16 protein-coding genes are annotated in these 17,997 nt (G+C 62.1%); 14 read left to right on the forward strand and 2 right to left on the reverse strand.

Annotated elements, in window-relative coordinates:
* The first annotated feature begins 124 nt into the window (after positions 1–124).
* The 6 genes from CRO46_RS18190 (at position 125) to hflX (ending at position 8,774) form a co-directional block, all read left to right on the forward strand.
* Positions 125–2,419 carry a sensor histidine kinase NtrY-like gene (locus tag CRO46_RS18190; protein WP_097109393.1) on the forward strand — a complete coding sequence of 765 codons (2,295 nt, stop codon included), beginning with the start codon at positions 125–127 and terminating at the stop codon, positions 2,417–2,419.
* Positions 2,409–3,773: a nitrogen assimilation response regulator NtrX gene (gene ntrX, locus CRO46_RS18195; protein WP_097109220.1), complete on the forward strand. Its 1,365-nt coding sequence runs from the start codon at positions 2,409–2,411 to the stop codon at positions 3,771–3,773. The genes CRO46_RS18190 and ntrX overlap by 11 nt, the downstream gene beginning before the upstream one ends.
* Positions 3,774–3,806: 33 nt before the next feature.
* Entirely contained in the window at positions 3,807–5,204 is a 1,398-nt protein-coding gene (gene trkA / locus CRO46_RS18200) for a Trk system potassium transporter TrkA (RefSeq protein ID WP_280176274.1), read from the forward strand.
* Between the two features lie 4 nt (positions 5,205–5,208).
* Complete coding sequence (locus tag CRO46_RS18205; protein ID WP_097109222.1) at positions 5,209–6,678, forward strand: potassium transporter TrkG; 1,470 nt, start codon at positions 5,209–5,211, stop codon at positions 6,676–6,678.
* A gap of 466 nt (positions 6,679–7,144) precedes the next feature.
* A complete protein-coding gene (hfq, locus tag CRO46_RS18210) occupies positions 7,145–7,393 on the forward strand; it encodes an RNA chaperone Hfq (RefSeq protein ID WP_097109223.1) in 249 nt (82 codons plus the stop codon).
* 70 nt (positions 7,394–7,463) lie between these two features.
* Positions 7,464–8,774 carry a GTPase HflX gene (gene hflX / locus CRO46_RS18215; protein ID WP_097109224.1) on the forward strand — a complete coding sequence of 437 codons (1,311 nt, stop codon included), beginning with the start codon at positions 7,464–7,466 and terminating at the stop codon, positions 8,772–8,774.
* Positions 8,775–8,809: 35 nt separating this feature from the next.
* Here hflX and mazG read toward each other — a convergent pair whose 3' ends face one another.
* Together mazG and CRO46_RS18225 are read right to left on the reverse strand one after the other, a co-directional pair.
* On the reverse strand, positions 8,810–9,631 hold the full coding sequence (mazG, locus tag CRO46_RS18220; RefSeq protein WP_097109225.1) for a nucleoside triphosphate pyrophosphohydrolase: 822 nt from the start codon (positions 9,629–9,631) through the stop codon (positions 8,810–8,812).
* A 132-nt stretch (positions 9,632–9,763) separates the two neighbouring features.
* On the reverse strand, positions 9,764–10,366 hold the full coding sequence (locus CRO46_RS18225) for a cytidine/deoxycytidylate deaminase family protein (protein WP_097109226.1): 603 nt from the start codon (positions 10,364–10,366) through the stop codon (positions 9,764–9,766).
* Between the two features lie 178 nt (positions 10,367–10,544).
* Here CRO46_RS18225 and cysG point away from each other — a divergent pair, with 178 nt between their 5' ends.
* The 8 genes from cysG (at position 10,545) to CRO46_RS18265 (ending at position 17,992) form a co-directional block, all read left to right on the forward strand.
* Complete coding sequence (cysG, locus tag CRO46_RS18230; protein WP_097109227.1) at positions 10,545–11,990, forward strand: siroheme synthase CysG; 1,446 nt, start codon at positions 10,545–10,547, stop codon at positions 11,988–11,990.
* Positions 11,991–12,000: 10 nt separating this feature from the next.
* Positions 12,001–12,324 carry a DUF2849 domain-containing protein gene (locus CRO46_RS18235; RefSeq protein WP_097109228.1) on the forward strand — a complete coding sequence of 108 codons (324 nt, stop codon included), beginning with the start codon at positions 12,001–12,003 and terminating at the stop codon, positions 12,322–12,324.
* A gap of 11 nt (positions 12,325–12,335) precedes the next feature.
* Positions 12,336–14,006 carry a nitrite/sulfite reductase gene (locus CRO46_RS18240; protein WP_097109229.1) on the forward strand — a complete coding sequence of 557 codons (1,671 nt, stop codon included), beginning with the start codon at positions 12,336–12,338 and terminating at the stop codon, positions 14,004–14,006.
* A 20-nt stretch (positions 14,007–14,026) separates the two neighbouring features.
* The gene (locus tag CRO46_RS18245; RefSeq protein WP_097109230.1) at positions 14,027–14,518 is read left to right on the forward strand and encodes a DUF934 domain-containing protein; all 492 of its coding nucleotides are present in this window, start codon (positions 14,027–14,029) and stop codon (positions 14,516–14,518) included.
* A 14-nt stretch (positions 14,519–14,532) separates the two neighbouring features.
* A complete protein-coding gene (locus tag CRO46_RS18250) occupies positions 14,533–14,868 on the forward strand; it encodes a 2Fe-2S iron-sulfur cluster-binding protein (RefSeq protein WP_097109231.1) in 336 nt (111 codons plus the stop codon).
* An 86-nt stretch (positions 14,869–14,954) separates the two neighbouring features.
* Entirely contained in the window at positions 14,955–15,851 is an 897-nt protein-coding gene (locus tag CRO46_RS18255; RefSeq protein ID WP_097109232.1) for a LysR family transcriptional regulator, read from the forward strand.
* Positions 15,852–15,944: 93 nt separating this feature from the next.
* Positions 15,945–16,424, forward strand: coding sequence for a formate dehydrogenase subunit gamma (locus tag CRO46_RS18260; RefSeq protein WP_097109233.1), 480 nt, complete (start codon positions 15,945–15,947; stop codon positions 16,422–16,424).
* Positions 16,421–17,992 carry a formate dehydrogenase beta subunit gene (locus CRO46_RS18265; protein WP_097109234.1) on the forward strand — a complete coding sequence of 524 codons (1,572 nt, stop codon included), beginning with the start codon at positions 16,421–16,423 and terminating at the stop codon, positions 17,990–17,992. Before CRO46_RS18260 ends, CRO46_RS18265 begins: the two co-directional genes overlap by 4 nt.
* The last annotated feature ends 5 nt before the right edge of the window (positions 17,993–17,997 follow it).

Genomic DNA, 17,997 nt, shown 5'->3' on the forward strand with positions numbered 1-17,997 from the left:
TGCTTGTTCGCAACGGTAGTCGGAGCGCAACTGAGGTGGCACGCAGCACATGGCAATCGACACGGCGCCCGGACCGGCACAGACGGGCCTAACAGGATCCGGCCGCAATACCGCTGGCGGTGAAATGGCTAAAACCGGTTCGCAGCACGCACCGAAGCCCGGTGCATCGGCTGATGCCGGACGATTTGTCGGTGGCGCAGGCAGTCGTCGCAACCTGTTTACGCTGCCGGGCATTGCCCTGGTCGTCTCCGCCTTTCTCAGCGCCCTGATATCCTTTGCCATTCTGCTCGGCCTGACGCCGATTGACCCGGTCGATCGGGTCGTGCTTAGCGCGGTGGTAATCAATCTTGTCTTTGTTATCGGTCTGGTGACGCTGGTTTTTCTCGAGATTCGCTCGCTACTCAGGGCGCGCCGACGGGGAAAGGCGGCGGCAAAGCTTCACATCCGCATCGTTGCGCTGTTTTCGATCGTGGCCATTCTGCCTGCCATTCTGGTGGCCATCGTGGCGTCGATCACGCTGGACGTGGGACTTGACCGCTGGTTCTCGATCCGCACCAAGGCGATCGTCAATTCCTCGCTGTCGGTCGCTGAAGCCTATGTGCTCGAGAATGCCCGATTTCTGCAGGGGCAGACCGTGTCGATGGCCAATGATCTCGACAACGCCCGGTCGCTCTATTCGCTCGACCGGGTCGGTTTTTCCCAATTCATGACGCGCCAGGCGATCGGTCGGGGCCTGCTCGGGGCCTTCCTCATCCGCGAGGATGGCAGTGTCATCCTGCAGGCCGACATCGAAACGGAGCGGCCATTGCCTGCGGTGCCGGAGCGGGCGCTCAAGGATGCGGTCAACGGGCAGCCGACGCTGATCCCGCCTGGTGTCACCAACCTGGTGGGCGCGCTGATGCCGCTGCAGCAGATCAGCGGGACGATGCTCTACACCGTCCGTGTGGTCGATGCCGAGGTGATGCGCTCGATGCGGTTGATGGAGGAGGCGACACTGGAATACCAGACCCTTGAGCAGGGGCGGGCATCGCTGCAACTGGCCTTCGGCATTCTCTATCTAGGATTTGCCCTGATCGTGCTGCTGTCGGCGATCTGGACCGCCATCGCCGTTGCCGACCGTCTGGTTCGCCCGATCCGGGTGCTGATCGGGGCCTCCGACGATGTCGCCAGCGGAAATCTCGATGTGGTGGTGCCGGTTCATGCCTCCGACGGCGATGTCGGTTCGCTGGCGCAGACCTTCAACAACATGATCGTGCAGATCCGGACCCAGCGGGACGAGATCCTTTCGGCCAAGGACCAGATCGACGACCGCAGGCGATTCACCGAAGCGGTTCTGTCCGGCGTCTCCGCAGGCGTGGTCGGCGTCGATCACAATGGCACGGTGACCATAGCCAACCGCTCGGCCTGCGAAATTCTCGGGGGTGGCGAAGCCGATGTTATTGACCAGCATTTCACAGAGCTGGCGCCGGAGTTCGAAACCGTCATCGCCGAGGCCTCGATGCGGCCGCGTTCGGCGGCAATCGCGCAAGTGACGCTCTACCGCGGCGGCAAGGAGCGCACGCTCAACGTCAAGGTAACCCGCGAGGAGAGCCATGACGGGCTCGAATCCTTCGTCGTCACGCTGGATGACATCACCGACCTCGTCATTGCCCAGCGCTCGACCGCCTGGGCCGACGTCGCCCGACGTATTGCCCACGAGATCAAGAATCCGCTGACACCGATCCAGCTCTCCGCCGAACGCATCCGGCGCCGCTATGGCAAGCAGATCCCCGACGAGGATCGCGCAGTCTTCGACCAGTGCACCAATACGATTGTGCGCCAGGTCGAGGATATCGGCCGCATGGTCGATGAGTTTTCCTCCTTCGCCCGTATGCCGAAACCGTCCAAGGTGCGCACCGATCTGCGCGAAATCCTCAAGGACGCCGCGTTTTTGCGTGAGGTCAGCCGCTCCGACATCGACTTCAGCAGCGAGTTCCCGGAAGAGCCGCTGGAAGGCGAGTTTGATCCGCGCATGCTGGGGCAGGCCTTCGCCAACCTGGTCAAGAACGCCACCGAGGCGATTGACGCGGTTCCGTCTGATCAGGAGCGGTCCGGCAAGACCATCATCGTGCGCGCCGCCCGTTCGCTCGACGGGCGAGAATACGTCGTTGACATCATCGACAATGGCCGGGGGCTTCCGGGCGAGAACCGGCATCGCCTGCTCGAGCCCTACATGACTATGCGCGACAAGGGCACCGGCCTCGGTCTCGCCATCGTCAAGAAGATCATTGATGATCACGGCGGCACCATCCAGTTGCGCGATGCGCCGGTCGAGGTCGACGGAGGCAAGGGGGCGATGATAACCGTCCGTCTACCGGTCGAGGCCCCGGGCAGCGAAGAGCAAGAAGAAAATGAAAGGGAACCGGCAGATGGCGTCTGACATTCTGGTCGTGGATGACGAAGCCGACATACGCGAGATCGTATCCGGCATTCTGGATGACGAGGGGCATGAAACCCGCACGGCCGCGGACAGTGATTCGGCCCTGGCGGCAATTTCGGACCGCGTTCCGCGCCTGGTCTTTCTCGATATCTGGCTGCAGGGCAGCCGACTGGACGGCCTCGCACTTCTCGATGAAATCAAGGCGCGCTATCCGGACCTGCCGGTGGTGATGATTTCCGGTCATGGCAACATCGAGACAGCGGTCTCGGCCATCCAGCGCGGCGCCTATGATTTTATCGAAAAACCGTTCAAGGCCGACCGCTTGCTGCTGGTCGCCGAACGGGCGCTGGAAACCTCCAATCTCAAGCGCGAAGTTACCGAGCTCAAGAAGCGTTCCGGCGACCCGGTCGAGTTGATCGGCACATCGGTGGCCGTGTCCCAGCTCAAGCAGTCGATCGACAAGATCGCGCCGACAAACAGCCGCGTGATGATTCTTGGGCCCTCCGGGTCCGGCAAGGAACTGGTGGCGCGGCTGATCCACCGCAAGTCGACCCGGGCCGGCGGTCCGTTCGTCGTCGTCAACGCCGCAGCCATTACACCTGAACGGATGGAAGTGGCCCTGTTCGGAACCGAAAGTGCGGCCAGCCACGAGCGCAAGGTCGGCGCGCTGGAAGAAGCCCATGGCGGCATTCTCTACCTCGATGAGGTTGCCGACATGCCGCGCGGGACCCAGAGCAAGATCCTGCGGGTGCTGGTCGATCAGCAGTTCGAGCGTGTCGGCGGCACCAAGCGGGTCAAGGTCGACGTGCGCATCCTGTCATCGACGGCCCGCAATCTGGAAGAGCTCATCGGCGCAGGCGAGTTCCGCGAGGATCTTTATCACCGGCTTGCGGTGGTGCCGGTGCGGGTACCTTCGCTCAGTGAACGGCGCGAGGATATTCCCTTCCTGGTCGACATGTTCATGCGCCAGATTTCCGAGCAGGCAGGCATCCGCAACCGGCGGATTGGGGACGATGCGCTGGCCGTCATTCAGGCCCATACCTGGCCGGGTAACATCAGGCAATTGCGCAACTATATGGAAAGGCTGATGATTTTGGCTCGCTCCGATGGTCCGGAAACCGCCATCAGCGCCGACATGTTGCCCGATGATGTCTCCGACATGCTGCCCAAGACGTCGGCGGCCGGATCGGACCACATCATGACCCTGCCGTTGCGCGAAGCGCGCGAATTGTTCGAGCGCGATTACCTGATCGCCCAGATCAACCGCTTCGGCGGCAACATTTCCCGCACCGCCGAATTTGTCGGCATGGAACGGTCTGCCCTGCATCGCAAATTGAAATCTCTTGGCGTATAAGCGGCGCGAAGCGGTTACGGCCGCGCAATCGGATTGGCGCTTAAGGGGTCGGCAATGAAGGTTATCATTTGCGGAGCGGGACGCGTGGGGTACGGCATCGCCGAGCGCCTCGCAGCCGAAGACAACGACGTCTCGGTGATCGATACTTCCGCCACGCTGGTGCAGGCGATCCGCGACACGCTGGATGTGCGCAGCTATGTCGGCCATGGCGCCCATCCCGATGTGCTGGCCCAGGCCGGCGCGGACCAGGCCGACATGATCATCGCCGTCACGCTCTATGACGAGATCAACATGGTGGCCTGCCAGGTTGCGCATTCGATCTTTAACGTGCCGACCAAGATCGCCCGTATCCGCGCCCAGTCCTATCTCAAGTCGCACTGGGCGGACCTGTTCTCGCGCGACCACATGCCGATTGACGTGATTATTTCGCCGGAAGTGGAGGTCGGCCAGATGGTGCTGCGCCGTATCGCGTTGCCTGGCGCCACCGATGCGGTGCGGTTCGCTGACGACAAGGTGGCCATGGTCGCCATCGAGTGTCTGGAGGATTGCCCGGTGGTCAACACGCCGCTGGTGCAGCTCAGCGAACTGTTTCCCGATCTTCTCGCCACCGTGGTCGGGGTCTGGCGCAACGAGAGCCTGTTTGTTCCGCATTCGTCCGACCAGCTGGAAACCGGCGACCTGGCCTATGTCGTGTGCGACAAGGATCATGTCCGCCGCACGCTCGGCCTGTTCGGTCATGAAGAGCAGGAAGCCAGCCGCATCGTCATCTCGGGCGGCGGCAATATCGGCTACTACGTCGCCGCCGCGATCGAGGAACGGCAGCCCAAGACCAAGGTCAAGATCATCGAGGCGGACCGGGGCAGGGCGGTCTCTATTGCCGATTCGCTCGCCCGCACGGTTGTGCTGAACGGCTCGTCGCTGGACCAGAACATCCTGGTCGAGGCCGATATTCAAAATGCCGACCTGATGGTGGCGCTGACCAATGATGATCAGGTCAACATCCTGTCATCGGTAATGGCCAAGCGGCTCGGCTGCAAAGCCAACCTGACCCTGATCAACAACCCGTCCTATCAGTCCTTCACCAAGACGCTGGGAATCGACGCGCATATCAATCCCCGTGCCGTGACCATTTCGAAGATCCTGCAGCACGTTCGCCGCGGTCGCATCAGGGCGGTCTACTCGGTTCAGAAGGGGGCGGCTGAAGTCATCGAGGCGGAAGCGCTGGACACCTCACCGCTGGTCGGGAAACCGTTGCGCAACCTGGATCTGCCAGACGGCGTGCGCATCGGCGCCATCTATCGCGACAAGCAGGTGCTGCGCCCGGACGGCTCGGTCAAGATAAAGGCAAAGGACAGGGTCGTGATGTTCTCTGCGCTCGATTCCGTCCGTCATGTGGAGCAGATGTTCCGCGTCAGCCTCGAGTTCTTCTAAGCCGATGCTCGGCATCCTGCATGTTCTGGCGGTTGCGGTTGCGGGGCTTTTCACGCTGCTCGTGCCAGCCGTGCTGTTTGCCATAGCGGACGGTATGCGGGACATGGCGCTGTCGATGCTGCTCGTCGGCTCGCTCGGGGTCTTCGCCGCGCTGATGGTGCTCGGCGCAATCGCCGGCTTCGCCAGGACCCTGGGCCGGGCATCGGGCTATGTGGCGCTCGTGGCGATGTGGGTGCTGCTGCCGATGGTCGCGGCGGCATCTTTCAAGACACTGACCGGCTTGAGCTGGATCGATGCATGGTTCGAATCGGTATCGGCACTGACGACATCCGGCGCCACCCTCCTGTCCCGCGAAACCGCGCCGCAGGCGATCCTTTTCTGGCGTGCATCCATCGAGTGGTACGGCGGCTTTCTGACATTGCTGTCGATCATCCATGTGCTGGCGCCCGGCGGCTTTGGTGGTTTGCCGGCCGGTGACCGGCGGGTAATTACTGGCAGCGCCAGCAACATGACCATTGATCTGCGCGATTTTCGCCGGGTACTCGGTCAGTACGTTTTGATTACCTTCGTCGTCTTTGTCGGCTTGATGCTGTCCGGCGTGAATGGTCCCTATTCGGCCATGCTGTCGATGGTGGTGATCGCCACCGGCGGATTCCTGCCGTTCGACGGGGCGCTGGAAAACCAGGCCGGACCGATGGCCCAGTTGGTGCTCACCTTTGGCTTGCTGCTCGGCACGGTAAGCGTATTCTGGCGCCGGCGGATGCTGCGCACACCGAAGCAGCTGTTGACGGGTAACCCGGAAATTGCGCTTATCTTTGTTGTGGTTGTGCTCGTGGCCATGCTCTATGCGGTTCGGTTGTCGACCGTTTCCGGAGGCGCGTCCCTCGGACCGATCTTTATCGAGGGCCTGCTTGCATCCTCCTCGCTAATCGCCACCAGTGGCATAGAAAGCCGGCCGGGCGTCATCGCCCTGTTGCCGGATCTGGTCGTCCTAATGATCGTGCTGGTCGGGGGCGGAATCTACTCCACAACCGGCGGCTTCAAACTCTACCGGATTGCCGCGATGGCCGTTCATTCGGCGCGCGAGCTCAATCAGTTGATCTATCCCAGCAGCGTAACGAACCTGCGTTTCGGACGGCATCTCATCGACGAAAAAACCATGCGCGCGATCTGGACCTATTTTTCCTTATCGCTGCTCGTTGTTGCGTTCGGCGCGTTGGCCTTTACTTTGGAGACAGCAGAATTCGAAGGCGGCATTACAATGGCAGTTGCGTTCTTCTCCAATGCCGGACCGGTCTACGAAGCCTTGATCCCGCCAACCTATGTCACTGAACCGGTCAATGAGGTGTGGCCGCAATTCCAGGCCATGCCGGCGTCCGGGAAAATTGCTGCCATTATCATCATGACCCTGGGGCGGCTTGAAATTATGGTTGTGTTCGCCGTTCTGAATGTCCGCTACTGGATGAGCCGCTAGCAATCGCGGCAATGCCGTTCGGGCAACTGGTTGTCCGCAGTTTGCAGGCGATGCCGGACTGCCGGCCACGATCAAGCCCTCATTGTTTCAGTTAGTCCCGACGCTGCGGCAGAAAGCCAGCACCGTGGGCCCGCCACCCTGAGATTCCAGGGGGATCGCGGATTTCGTCGGCCTGCATGGCGAGTGGAAATTGGCGCAGTGAATTGCATGCACGAAAACAAGTGTTTACAAAACACCGCAACAATGGTCTTCTCTACAGCGTTCGGACGAGCAATTTTCTGTCAGCGGCGAGACTACCATATCTGTCGGCCAGAAGGAGTGGGATTGTTCGGGGCTTGACGTTGCGTAAGCTTTTTGGCTGCGCTGCGCTTTTTTCATCTCTGGGGAAAGCGAATGTCATAGGGATAGGACACGTGCGGTAATGACCTGCGGTTAGCGGGCAAGAAAAAGACGGATAATAGGCGCAATGGCGGAGCGTTCACAGAACCTGCAGGATCTCTTTCTCAACACGGTTCGGAAACAGAAAATCTCTCTGACGATCTTTCTGATCAACGGGGTGAAGTTGACCGGTGTGGTCACTTCTTTCGACAATTTCTGCGTGTTGTTGAGACGCGACGGGCATTCGCAGCTTGTCTACAAGCATGCGATTTCCACGATCATGCCAAGTCAGCCTGTGCAGATGTTTGAAAACGAGGACGCCGCAAGCGGCGCCTGACAGGACAACGCAAATCGAAACTGTAGACAGCTCTGGTAATTTCAACGACCCGGACAGCAAGTCCGGCGTCATGCGCGCGATTGTGCTGGTTCCCACCTTGCGCACGCGCAATGCCGCGCCCGGAAGCGGCGAGCCTGACAAGCGCCCCGATGCCAACCGCCTGGCTGAAGCCGTTGGACTGGCCGGTGCCATCAATCTCGAGGTCGCTGAGGCGCTGATCGTGCCTGTGTCCGCCCCGCGGCCGTCGACGCTGTTCGGCAAGGGCAAGATGCTCGAGATCGATGCGCTGATCCATTCCACCGATGCCAAGCTGGTCATTGTGGATCACCCGCTCACCCCGGTCCAGCAGCGCAACATGGAGACCGAGTGGAAGGTCAAGGTGATCGACCGGACCGGACTCATTCTCGAGATCTTCGGTCGCCGCGCCTCCACCAAGGAAGGTGTGCTGCAGGTCGAGCTTGCGCATCTCAACTATCAGCGCGGCCGGCTCGTCCGCAGCTGGACCCACCTTGAACGCCAGCGCGGCGGCGGCGGCTTCATGGGCGGTCCCGGCGAAACCCAGATCGAGGCCGACCGGCGGCTGCTGCAGGAACGCATCGTCAAGCTGGAGCGCGAGCTCGAGCAGGTGCGCCGCACGCGCCAGCTCCACCGCGCCAAGCGCAAGAAGGTTCCGCATCCGATCGTGGCGCTTGTCGGCTACACCAATGCCGGCAAATCGACGCTGTTCAACCGCATCACCGGCGCGGCGGTGATGGCCGAGGACATGTTGTTTGCCACGCTCGACCCGACGCTGAGGCGGATGAAGCTGCCGCACGGCGCCACCGTCATCCTCTCCGACACGGTTGGGTTCATTTCCGATCTGCCAACCCATCTGGTTGCCGCCTTCCGGGCAACGCTGGAAGAGGTGATCGAGGCCGATCTGATCCTGCATGTGCGCGATATGGCCGATCCCGACCGCAGCTCGCAGGCAGCAGATGTCGAGGCGATCCTCAACAGTCTCGGCGTTGGCGAAATCAAGCCGCAGCGGATGCTGGAGGTCTGGAACAAGGTCGATCTGCTCGAATCCGAAGCGGCAGAGGCATTACGCGCGCGCGCCGGGTCGGGCGAGGCCGTCGTGGTCTCGGCGTTGAATGGCGACGGTGTCGACACGCTGCTTGCCGCAGTCGAGGAGCGGATTTCGGGAAAACTTATCACCCGCACCATCCTGCTCACTGCGCAGCAATTGCCGGTGATGTCCTGGATCTACGAGCGCGGCCGGGTGCAAAACCGAGTCGATCACGAAGACGGCTCGGTGGAACTGACCGCCGAATTCACCGTCGCCGACGACCAAGATCTCGACCGGCTGCTGGGTCTGGGGCCGAAGCCGGAAGCAGATTACTAGATTCGGTTATTCTCTGGATCGGATTGCTGTCTGCCTCAGCCGGACGACTTCGCCTCCTGCCACAGCCTTTCCATCTCCTCGAGCGTCGCCTCGTCGGGTGTCTTGCCAAGTTTCGCCAATCCAGCCTCTACATGGCCAAAACGGTTGCGGAACTTGGTGTTGGTCGACCTCAACGCATCTTCCGGGTCGGCCTTGAGGTGGCGTGCGAGATTGGCGACGGCGAAGATCACGTCGCCCAGTTCTCCTGCAGCCTTGCTCGTCTCGCCGCCGGCGATCTCAGCGCGCAACTCGGCGATTTCTTCCTCTATCTTGTCGAGAACCGGGCCGGCCGCCCCCCAGTCGAAGCCGACGCGTGAGGCGGCTTCCTGCAGTTTCAGCGCTTCCATCAGCGCGGGCAGGGCGCGCGGAATACCGGTCAATTGCCCGGCCGCTTCGGTTTCCGGCAATCCCCGGGCGGCGCGACGCAATGCCCGCTCGCGCTTTTCGGCGGCCTTGATGTCCGCCCACTGCGCCTTGACCTTGTCCGGGGTGTCGGCCTCCGAGCGCTCGAATACATGCGGATGCCGCCGGATCATTTTCCGGGTGATCGCCTCGACCACGTCTTCGAACGAGAACAGCTGCTGCTCTTCGGCCATGCGGGCATGGAACACCACCTGCAACAGGAGATCGCCAAGTTCGTCGCAGAGATCCTCGGGATCATTGCGCTCGATCGCGTCGGCCACCTCGTAGGCTTCCTCGATCGTGTAGGGCTTGATGCTGGAGAAATCCTGCTTGATGTCCCACGGGCAACCGGTCTCCGGATGTCGGAGCGCCGCCATGATCTCGATAAGACCGGAAATGTCGCGTGATGGTTTCATCTGGAGCGTGCCGTGCTGTCTGGATCAATGTATCGGGCGAGACTACCCGAGCCGGGGGACGCCCGCGACTTTTCAGCTCCGGGTGTCGGCGTTGTCCACAGATCAAGCCGGCAAGAACGTGCGCGGTCCCACTCAATTGAGCGGAATGGCGTTGTCGTCCTTGCCTGCCTGGTAGGCTTCCGACAGCACATCGTAGCGGTCACGGATGCGCCTGGCCTGATCGAGCAGCGGCTGTGCCTCGGCGTCGGGCAGCGTTGCCATGATGTCGAAAATGCCGCGTCCGTGCCAGAACGCATTGTCGTGATTGTATCCGCCCGGCTCCAGTCCGAAGACTTCCTTGAGCATCTTGAGATCGTGCGGGATCGAGAAACTGTCGCGCGAATCCTGATGGCTAAAAAAGTAGAAGAAATTGTCGAATCCGGTCCAGGCAATCGCCGACATGCACATTGTGCAGGGCTCGTGGGTCGACAGGAATATCATGTCCTTTGTCGATTCGGCCTTCGCGACAGGGCTCTCGTAGAAGCATTTGAGAAGATGGACTTCGCCGTGCCAGAGCGGGTTCTCGGTCTCGTTGTTGGTCTCTGCCATCACCAGCGAAAAGTCCGATTTTCTAAGCAGCGCGCCGCCAAACACCTTGTTGCCTTGTGCCACGCCCGTCTCCGTCAGCGGCAGGATATCGTGTTCCATGACGTCGAGCAGCCTGCGCACCAGGTCTGCGTTTTTCTTGATCTCCATGTGAGGGTCCAGTCTGTCTCGTCCGACCGCAGGAGCGTGACGCGTCGCGGTTACCCATTCTCCATAATCGGATTCTAGAGGTAAAAGAATGTCTGTTCGCCCCCATCGGCACATGTTTGTTCCTTCATTTGTTTCGTTTCTTTCCTGAAAATGGCTTCAGATCAGGAGTTTGAGCGAAATGGCGACGCAACCGGCGCAACTGACCACATTCCCAGCCTTCATGCGGGTTGACGCGAAAAAGGTGGCGATCTTCGGCAATGGCGCCGAAGCCGCGGCCAAGGCGCGTCTGGTTGCCAACACCTCGGCTGACATCTCGGTCTATGCCGACGCGCCGGAGGCCGAGTTGATCGACAGCCTGGCGCGGCTTGGCATCGAGCCGCAGCGCGTGCGCTTCGATGTGCGGCAGATGCAGGGGGCCACGCTGGTGTTTGCCGCAACCGGCGATGCCGCTCAGGATCGCGCCATCGTGACCGCGGCCCGCGAGCGGCGCATCCCGGCCAATGCCGTGGATCAGCCAGACTATTGCGATTTTCTCACTCCGGCACTGGTCAACCGGGCGCCGGTGGCCATTGCCATTGGAACCGAAGGCGCAGGGCCGGTGCTGGCGCAGATGATCCGCGCCCGGGTCGACCAGATGCTGTCGCCGTCTCTTGGCACCCTTGCGCGGCTTGCGAGCGACTACCGTGTCGCGGTTGACCGCCTGTTGCCGCGCGGCGTCGCCCGCCGCCGTTTCTGGCGCCGGTTCTTCGAGGCCGATGTGGCAACCCATGTCGACAATGGCGAAATCTCGCTCGCGCGCCGCGCCGCCACCCGCATGCTGCGGGGCCGTGAACCGGTCCCGGGTCACATCTGGCTGGTCGGTGCAGGACCGGGTGCCGAGGATCTGCTGACATTGCGGGCCCAGCGCGCGATGATGGAGGCTGATGCCATCGTCTATGACGCGCTGGTGCCTGAAAGCGTTGTCGCGCTTGGCCGCCGCGACGCTGAGCGTTTTTCCGTCGGCAAGCGCAAGGGCTGCCATTCGAAGAGCCAGGCCGAAATCAACGATCTTCTGATCCGCCTTGGCCGCGAGGGCAAGCGCGTTGTCCGGCTGAAATCCGGCGATCCGCTGGTGTTTGGCCGGGCGGGCGAGGAAATGGCTGCGTTGAGAGACGCGGAGGTCTCGTTCGAGGTCGTTCCGGGCATCACCTCGGCGCTTGCCGCAGCCGCCGATTTCGAGCTGCCGCTGACCCTTCGCGGCGTGGCCTCGTCGCTGGTGTTTACCACCGGCCATGACCTGACCGGCGCCGCCCTGCCGGACTGGGCGCGGCTGGCCGTCTCCGGCGCCACGTTGTGTGTCTATATGGGCCGCACGGTGGCCGCCAGCGTCGCCACCCGGCTGATCGAGGCTGGATTGCCCGCCGACATGACGGTTGCCATCGTCGAAAACGCCTCGCGCGGCGAACGCCGCCTGTTTCACGGCACCCTTGCCGACCTTCCCGCGCTGGAGCACCGCTCCGAGCTTGCCGGCCCGGTGATGGTGGTCATCGGCGACGCCGTCGCGGGCGCCAATTTCGAGCACTCCACACCCATCGCGGCCGGTCAGCCCAGCGCTGCACCCGCCAACCGAACCCAAGCCGCCTGAGGAGGCCCCGATGAAAACCGCTGCGACCAAGACCAAGGTTCTCACCGCAAACCGCCTGACCGACGGCATCGCTGTCTGGCTGGGCGCCAATGGCGAATGGACCACCTCGCTCAAGGAGGCGTTTCTCGCCCGCCATGACGATGCTGTGGCGGCCATCGAGTCCGCCGGCCAGCAGGCGCTCGACGACAACCGCGTCGTCGATGTCAACGTCATCGAGGTCGAGGAAACGGAAGCCGGCCCGCGCCCGTTCCGGCTGCGGGAGCGCATTCGCTCCGATGGCCCGACAATCGACTACGCACCGGCATTCACCGCCGGCGTTTCCCACGCCGCCTGAAGGACTGATCCATGTACCGTTACGATGAATTCGACCATGCCTTTGTGGCCGCGCGCGTCAACCAGTTCCGCGACCAGGTCGAGCGCCGCCTGAGCGGCGAAATCTCCGAAGACGCCTTCAAGCCGCTGAGGCTGATGAACGGCGTCTATCTGCAGCTGCACGCCTATATGCTGCGCGTGGCGGTGCCTTACGGCACACTCAACAGCCGCCAGATGCGCAAGCTTGCCCACATCGCCCGCACCTATGACCGCGGCTATGGCCATTTCACCACGCGGCAGAACATCCAGTACAACTGGCCCAAGCTCTCAGATATGCCGGAAATTCTCGAAGAGCTGGCCGAGGTCGAGATGCACGCCATCCAGACCTCGGGCAATTGCATCCGCAATGTCACCGCCGACCATTTCGCAGGCGCTGCCGCCGACGAGGTGGCCGATCCTCGGCCCTATGCCGAAATCTTGCGGCAATGGTCGTCGGTGCATCCGGAGTTTTCGTTCCTGCCGCGCAAGTTCAAGATTGCGGTGACCGCGGCCGAACGTGACCGCGCCGCAATCCAGACTCATGATATCGGGCTGCAACTGAAGAAGAACGACAAGGGCGAGCTCGGTTTTGCCGTCTGGATCGGCGGCGGGCAGGGGCGGACGCCGATCCTGGCCAAGAAGGTCAGGGACTTCCTGCCGGAAGCGGATCTGCTTTCCTATGTGACGGCGATCATGCGGGTCTACAACCTGCATGGCCGCCGCGACAACAAGTACAAGGCGCGCATCAAGATCCTGGTGCATGAAACCGGTGTCGAAAAGCTGACCACCGAGATCGAAGCCGAATGGGCCCATCTCAAGGATGGCGAGTTAAAGCTGCCCGAAGCCGATATTGCCGCGATCAACGCCTATTTCGAGCCGCCAAAGCTCGGCGATCGCGCCGAAGGCTGGGGCGAACTGGCCGCCTGGAAGAGATCCGATCCCGGTTTTGCCGACTGGGTTGGCCGCAACGTCGCGCCACACCAGCACCCGGACTACGGCATGGTGACAATTTCGCTGAAACCCATCGGTGGCATTCCCGGCGATGCAACCGCCGAGCAGATGGACGCGGTGGCGCGGCTGGCCGAGGACTACAGCCATGATGAGATCCGGGTGACGCATGAGCAGAACCTGGTGTTGCCGCATGTGGCGCTGGCTGATCTCGAGCCACTCTACCGTGCGCTTCTCGTCGAAGGGCTGGCGACTGCCAATGCCGGTCTGATCACCGACATCATTGCCTGCCCGGGGCTCGATTATTGCGCACTCGCCAATGCCCGTTCGATCCCGGTGGCTCAGGAAATCTCCAACCGCTTCGGCGATCCGGCGCGGCAGGCTGAAATCGGCGATCTGAAGATCAAGATTTCCGGCTGCATCAATGCCTGCGGTCACCACCATGTCGGTCATATCGGCATTCTGGGTGTTGAAAAGAAGGGCGCGGAACTTTATCAGATTTCGCTTGGCGGATCGGCTGACGAGAACGCCTCGATCGGTCAGATCACCGGCCGCGGCTTTGGGCCGGACCAGATCACCGATGCGATCGAGACAATTGTCGACACCTATCTGACCGAGCGCATCAGCAGCGAAGAGACCTTCATCGCCTGCTATCGCCGCATCGGCGCCGAACCTTTCAAGGCTGCGCTCTACGCCAGCGAAGCAGAAGCTGCCTGAAACAGGGCACGGAGAGTTTTATGACTGTGATTTGGACCCAGGACGGGATTGTCGAAAACGATCCCTGGGCGCAACCCGGTAGCGACAGTGGATCGAAGCTGCTGCCACTGGCCGAAGCCCTGGAACACGCCCGGGACAATGCGGCGTTTGGTGTAGTGCTGCAGCCGGCCGACGATGTACGGGCTCTGGCCCCGATCCTCGACCGTGTGGCAATCATCGCGTTGACCTTTCCGGCTTTCAGCGACGGGCGGGCATTTTCCCAGGCCATGTTGCTGCGCGAGCGGCTCGGCTATCAGGGCGAGATGCGCGCAGTCGGCACCGTCCTGCTTGATCAGGTGCCACTAATGCTGCGGACCGGCTTCGACAGTTTCGAAGTCGCGCATGCACCGACGATCAAGCGGCTGGCGGAAAAGCGGCTTCCGGGCATCGACCTGCATTACCAGCCGGCGGCTGACGAGACACATGCCGGGCCTGGCTACAGCTGGCGCCGTACGGCGATGTTGAACGGCTGAACCGGGGGCTCGCCATGCACATTCACGTAACCGATCAGGACGGAGTCCGTCATACGCTCGAAGCGCTTGAGGGATTCCGGGTGATGGAAATCATTCGCGACTGGGGCCTGGACATCAAGGCCGAATGCGGCGGCGCCTGTGCCTGCGCCACCTGCCATGTCCATGTCGCACCGGAATGGACCGAACAGCTGCACCCGATCGAGGCCGAGGAAGAGGACATGCTCGACCAGGCCTTTGACGTTCGCGACAATTCCCGGCTGTCCTGTCAGCTGTTGATGAGCGAGGAACTCGACGGCCTGGAAGTCACGCTGGCGCCGGGCACCGAGGCCAAGGATCGCGCCGCCGCCTGACCCGGGCCGTACGCGCTGGATTCCGACATTTGCCTGTCGTTGGCGCTGCTTGCGCGAAGTGACATGCTCATGCCAGTTTGCGGTCCATGATCGACAAACTTGAATTCTTCATTGTGCTGGCGCGCGAGCGCCATTTTGGCCGCGCGGCGGACGCCTGCGGCGTCACCCAGCCGACACTTTCGGCATCGCTCAAGCAGCTCGAAGACCAGCTTGGCGTCGTTCTGGTGCAGCGCGGATCGCGGTTCCAGGGGCTGACGCCGGAAGGCCAGCGCGTGCTCGAATGGGCGCGGCGCATTGTCGGCGATGCCCGCACCATGCGCGAGGAGATGAAGGCCGCCCGCAAGGGCCTGTCGGGACACGCGCGCATCGCGGTCATTCCAACCGCCACCTATATGGTCACAGATCTGACTGTCGCTTTCACCGAAAAACACCCGGCAGTCACGCTCTCTGTCACGTCCTGCACCAGCTACGAGGTGCTGTCGCGGCTGGAAAATTTCGAGATCGATGTCGGGATCAGCTATCTGGAGAACGAGCCTACCGGCCGGGTGGCCACCGTGCCGCTCTATGCCGAGCGCTACCAGCTGATCACATCCGAGGGTCAGGAGTTCGCCGACAGGTCCTCGGTCAGCTGGGCGGAGGTCGCCACCTTGCCGCTGTGCCTGCTGACACCGGACATGCAGAACCGCAGGATCATCAACCAGCATCTGGCCGAGGCTGGCGCCACCGCAAAGCCGACGCTGGAATCCAACTCGATGATCGTGCTGTTTTCCCACATCCGCACCGGCCGCTGGGCCTCGATCATGCCGGTCAACCTGGCTGAGACGCTGGGGTTTGACGAGGATATCAAGTCGATCCCGATCGTCGAACCGGATGCGCATCACGTGGTCGGCATGATTGCAGCGCCACGCGAGCCGCATACCCCCATCGTTTCGGCGCTGTTGCATGAGGCGCGGGTCTTCGCGAAGGCGCTGGCTGAACGATAGATGTTTTCTATCGCGCAACGAATATGCTGTCTTGATTCAATGCTTTGTTGGGTGCGTAGTGGGTACTCTGCCACATCGTTGGAGGGTTTTGGCATGGAATCACGCAGCATGGACGCCGAAATCGCGTTGAAGACCGAGGCCATCGTCGGACGGCTGAAGCCGCTTGAAGGGCCGCTGCTGCCGATCCTGCATGATGTGCAGAAGGAATTCGGCTATGTGCCGAAGGCGGCACTTCCGGTGATCGCCAACGGCCTCAACCTGTCGCGCGCCGAGGTGCACGGCGTTGTCAGCTTCTATCACGACTACCGCGAGGAACCTGCGGGCCGACATGTCATCAAGATGTGCCGGGCGGAAGCCTGCCAGTCGATGGGCGGCGACGAACTCGGTGAGCGGCTGCTTGATCTGCTTGGCTTGGATTGGCACGGAACCAGCGATGATGGCGCGGTCACGATAGAGCCGGTCTATTGCCTCGGCCTGTGTGCTTGCGCGCCTGCGGCGATGGTCGACGGACAGGTGATCGGCAGACTCGACGACAGGATGGTGACCGAACTGGCCCGGGCGGTGAAGGCATGAGCGTGAAGATTTATGTTCCCGGCGATTCCGGTGCGGTGGCAGTTGGCGCCGACCGGCTGGCGCTGGCGATGGAGAAAGCGGTTCGGGCGCAAGGTCTCGGGGCCAAGATCGTCCGCAATGGGTCGCGTGGTCTCTATTGGCTCGAGCCGATGATCGAGGTCGAAACGGAGGCGGGCAGGGTTGCCTACGGTCCGGTCAGGGCCGCCGATGTCGACGGCCTGCTTGCCGCGGGCCTTCTCGAGGGCGGCGATCACCCGTTGCGGCTCGGCGATCCGGAAGAGCTTCCGTTCCTCAGACGTCAGACCAGACTTACCTTTGCCCGCTGCGGCGTCACTGATCCGCTGTCGCTGGAGGATTACCGCAGGCATGGCGGCCTCGCCGGCCTCACCAATGCCGTTGCTATGGAGCCCAGGGCCATCGTCGCCCAGGTGACCGAATCCGGCCTGCGCGGTCGTGGCGGCGCTGGCTTTCCCACCGGCATCAAGTGGAACACTGTGCTGGAGGCCGAAGGGCCGCAGAAATACATCGTCTGCAACGCAGACGAGGGCGATTCCGGCTCCTTTGCCGACCGGATGATCATGGAAGGCGATCCGTTCGTGGTGATCGAGGGCATGATCATTGCCGGTATCGCCACCGGAGCGACCAAGGGCTATGTCTATCTTCGCTCGGAATATCCCCACGCCATTCTGGCTATGAACCGCGCTGTCGTCATCGCCCGCGAGGCAGGCATACTGGGTACATCCGTACTCGGCTCCGATCACGCCTTCGACATGGAGATCCGTGTCGGCGCAGGGGCCTATGTCTGCGGCGAGGAAACGGCTTTGCTCGAAAGCCTTGAAGGCCGCCGCGGCATCGTGCGCGCCAAGCCCCCTCTGCCCGCGCACAAGGGTTTTCTCGGCCGCCCGACGGTGATCAACAACGTGATCTCGCTCGCCTCGGTGCCAATCATCCTGGACAAGGGCGCCGAGTACTACCGCGAATTCGGGATGGGCCGCTCGCGTGGCACGATTCCGATCCAGATTGCCGGCAACGTCAAGCATGGCGGTTTGTTCGAAGCCGCCTTCGGCATGGCGCTCGGCGAGCTGGTGGATGACATTGCAGGTGGAACCGCCAGCGGACGCCCGGTGAAAGCGGTTCAGGTCGGTGGGCCGCTCGGCGCCTATTTCCCGCGCGCACTGTTTGACACGCCATTTGATTATGAAGCCTTCGCCGGCAAGGACGGCCTGATCGGACACGCCGGCCTCGTGGTGTTTGACGACAGTGCGGACATGCTCAAGCAGGCACGCTTCGCCTTTGAATTCTGTGCCGTTGAAAGCTGCGGCAAGTGCACCCCCTGCCGCATCGGCTCGACCCGCGGCGTCGAGGTGACCGACAAGATCCGTGACGGCATCGAGCCGGAAAGCCAGATCAAGTTAATGACAGATTTGTGCAATACAATGAAGTTTGGCTCGCTGTGCGCGCTTGGCGGCTTCACGCCATACCCGGTGATGAGCGCGCTGACGCATTTCCCGGAGGATTTTCGTCCGGATCCTAGCATGAGAGGGTCGATGACCCAGGCTGCGGAGTGAACAGA

Origin of the sequence: Parahoeflea halophila, assembly GCF_900220985.1 — a bacterium.
Classification (GTDB): domain Bacteria; phylum Pseudomonadota; class Alphaproteobacteria; order Rhizobiales; family Rhizobiaceae; genus Hoeflea; species Hoeflea halophila.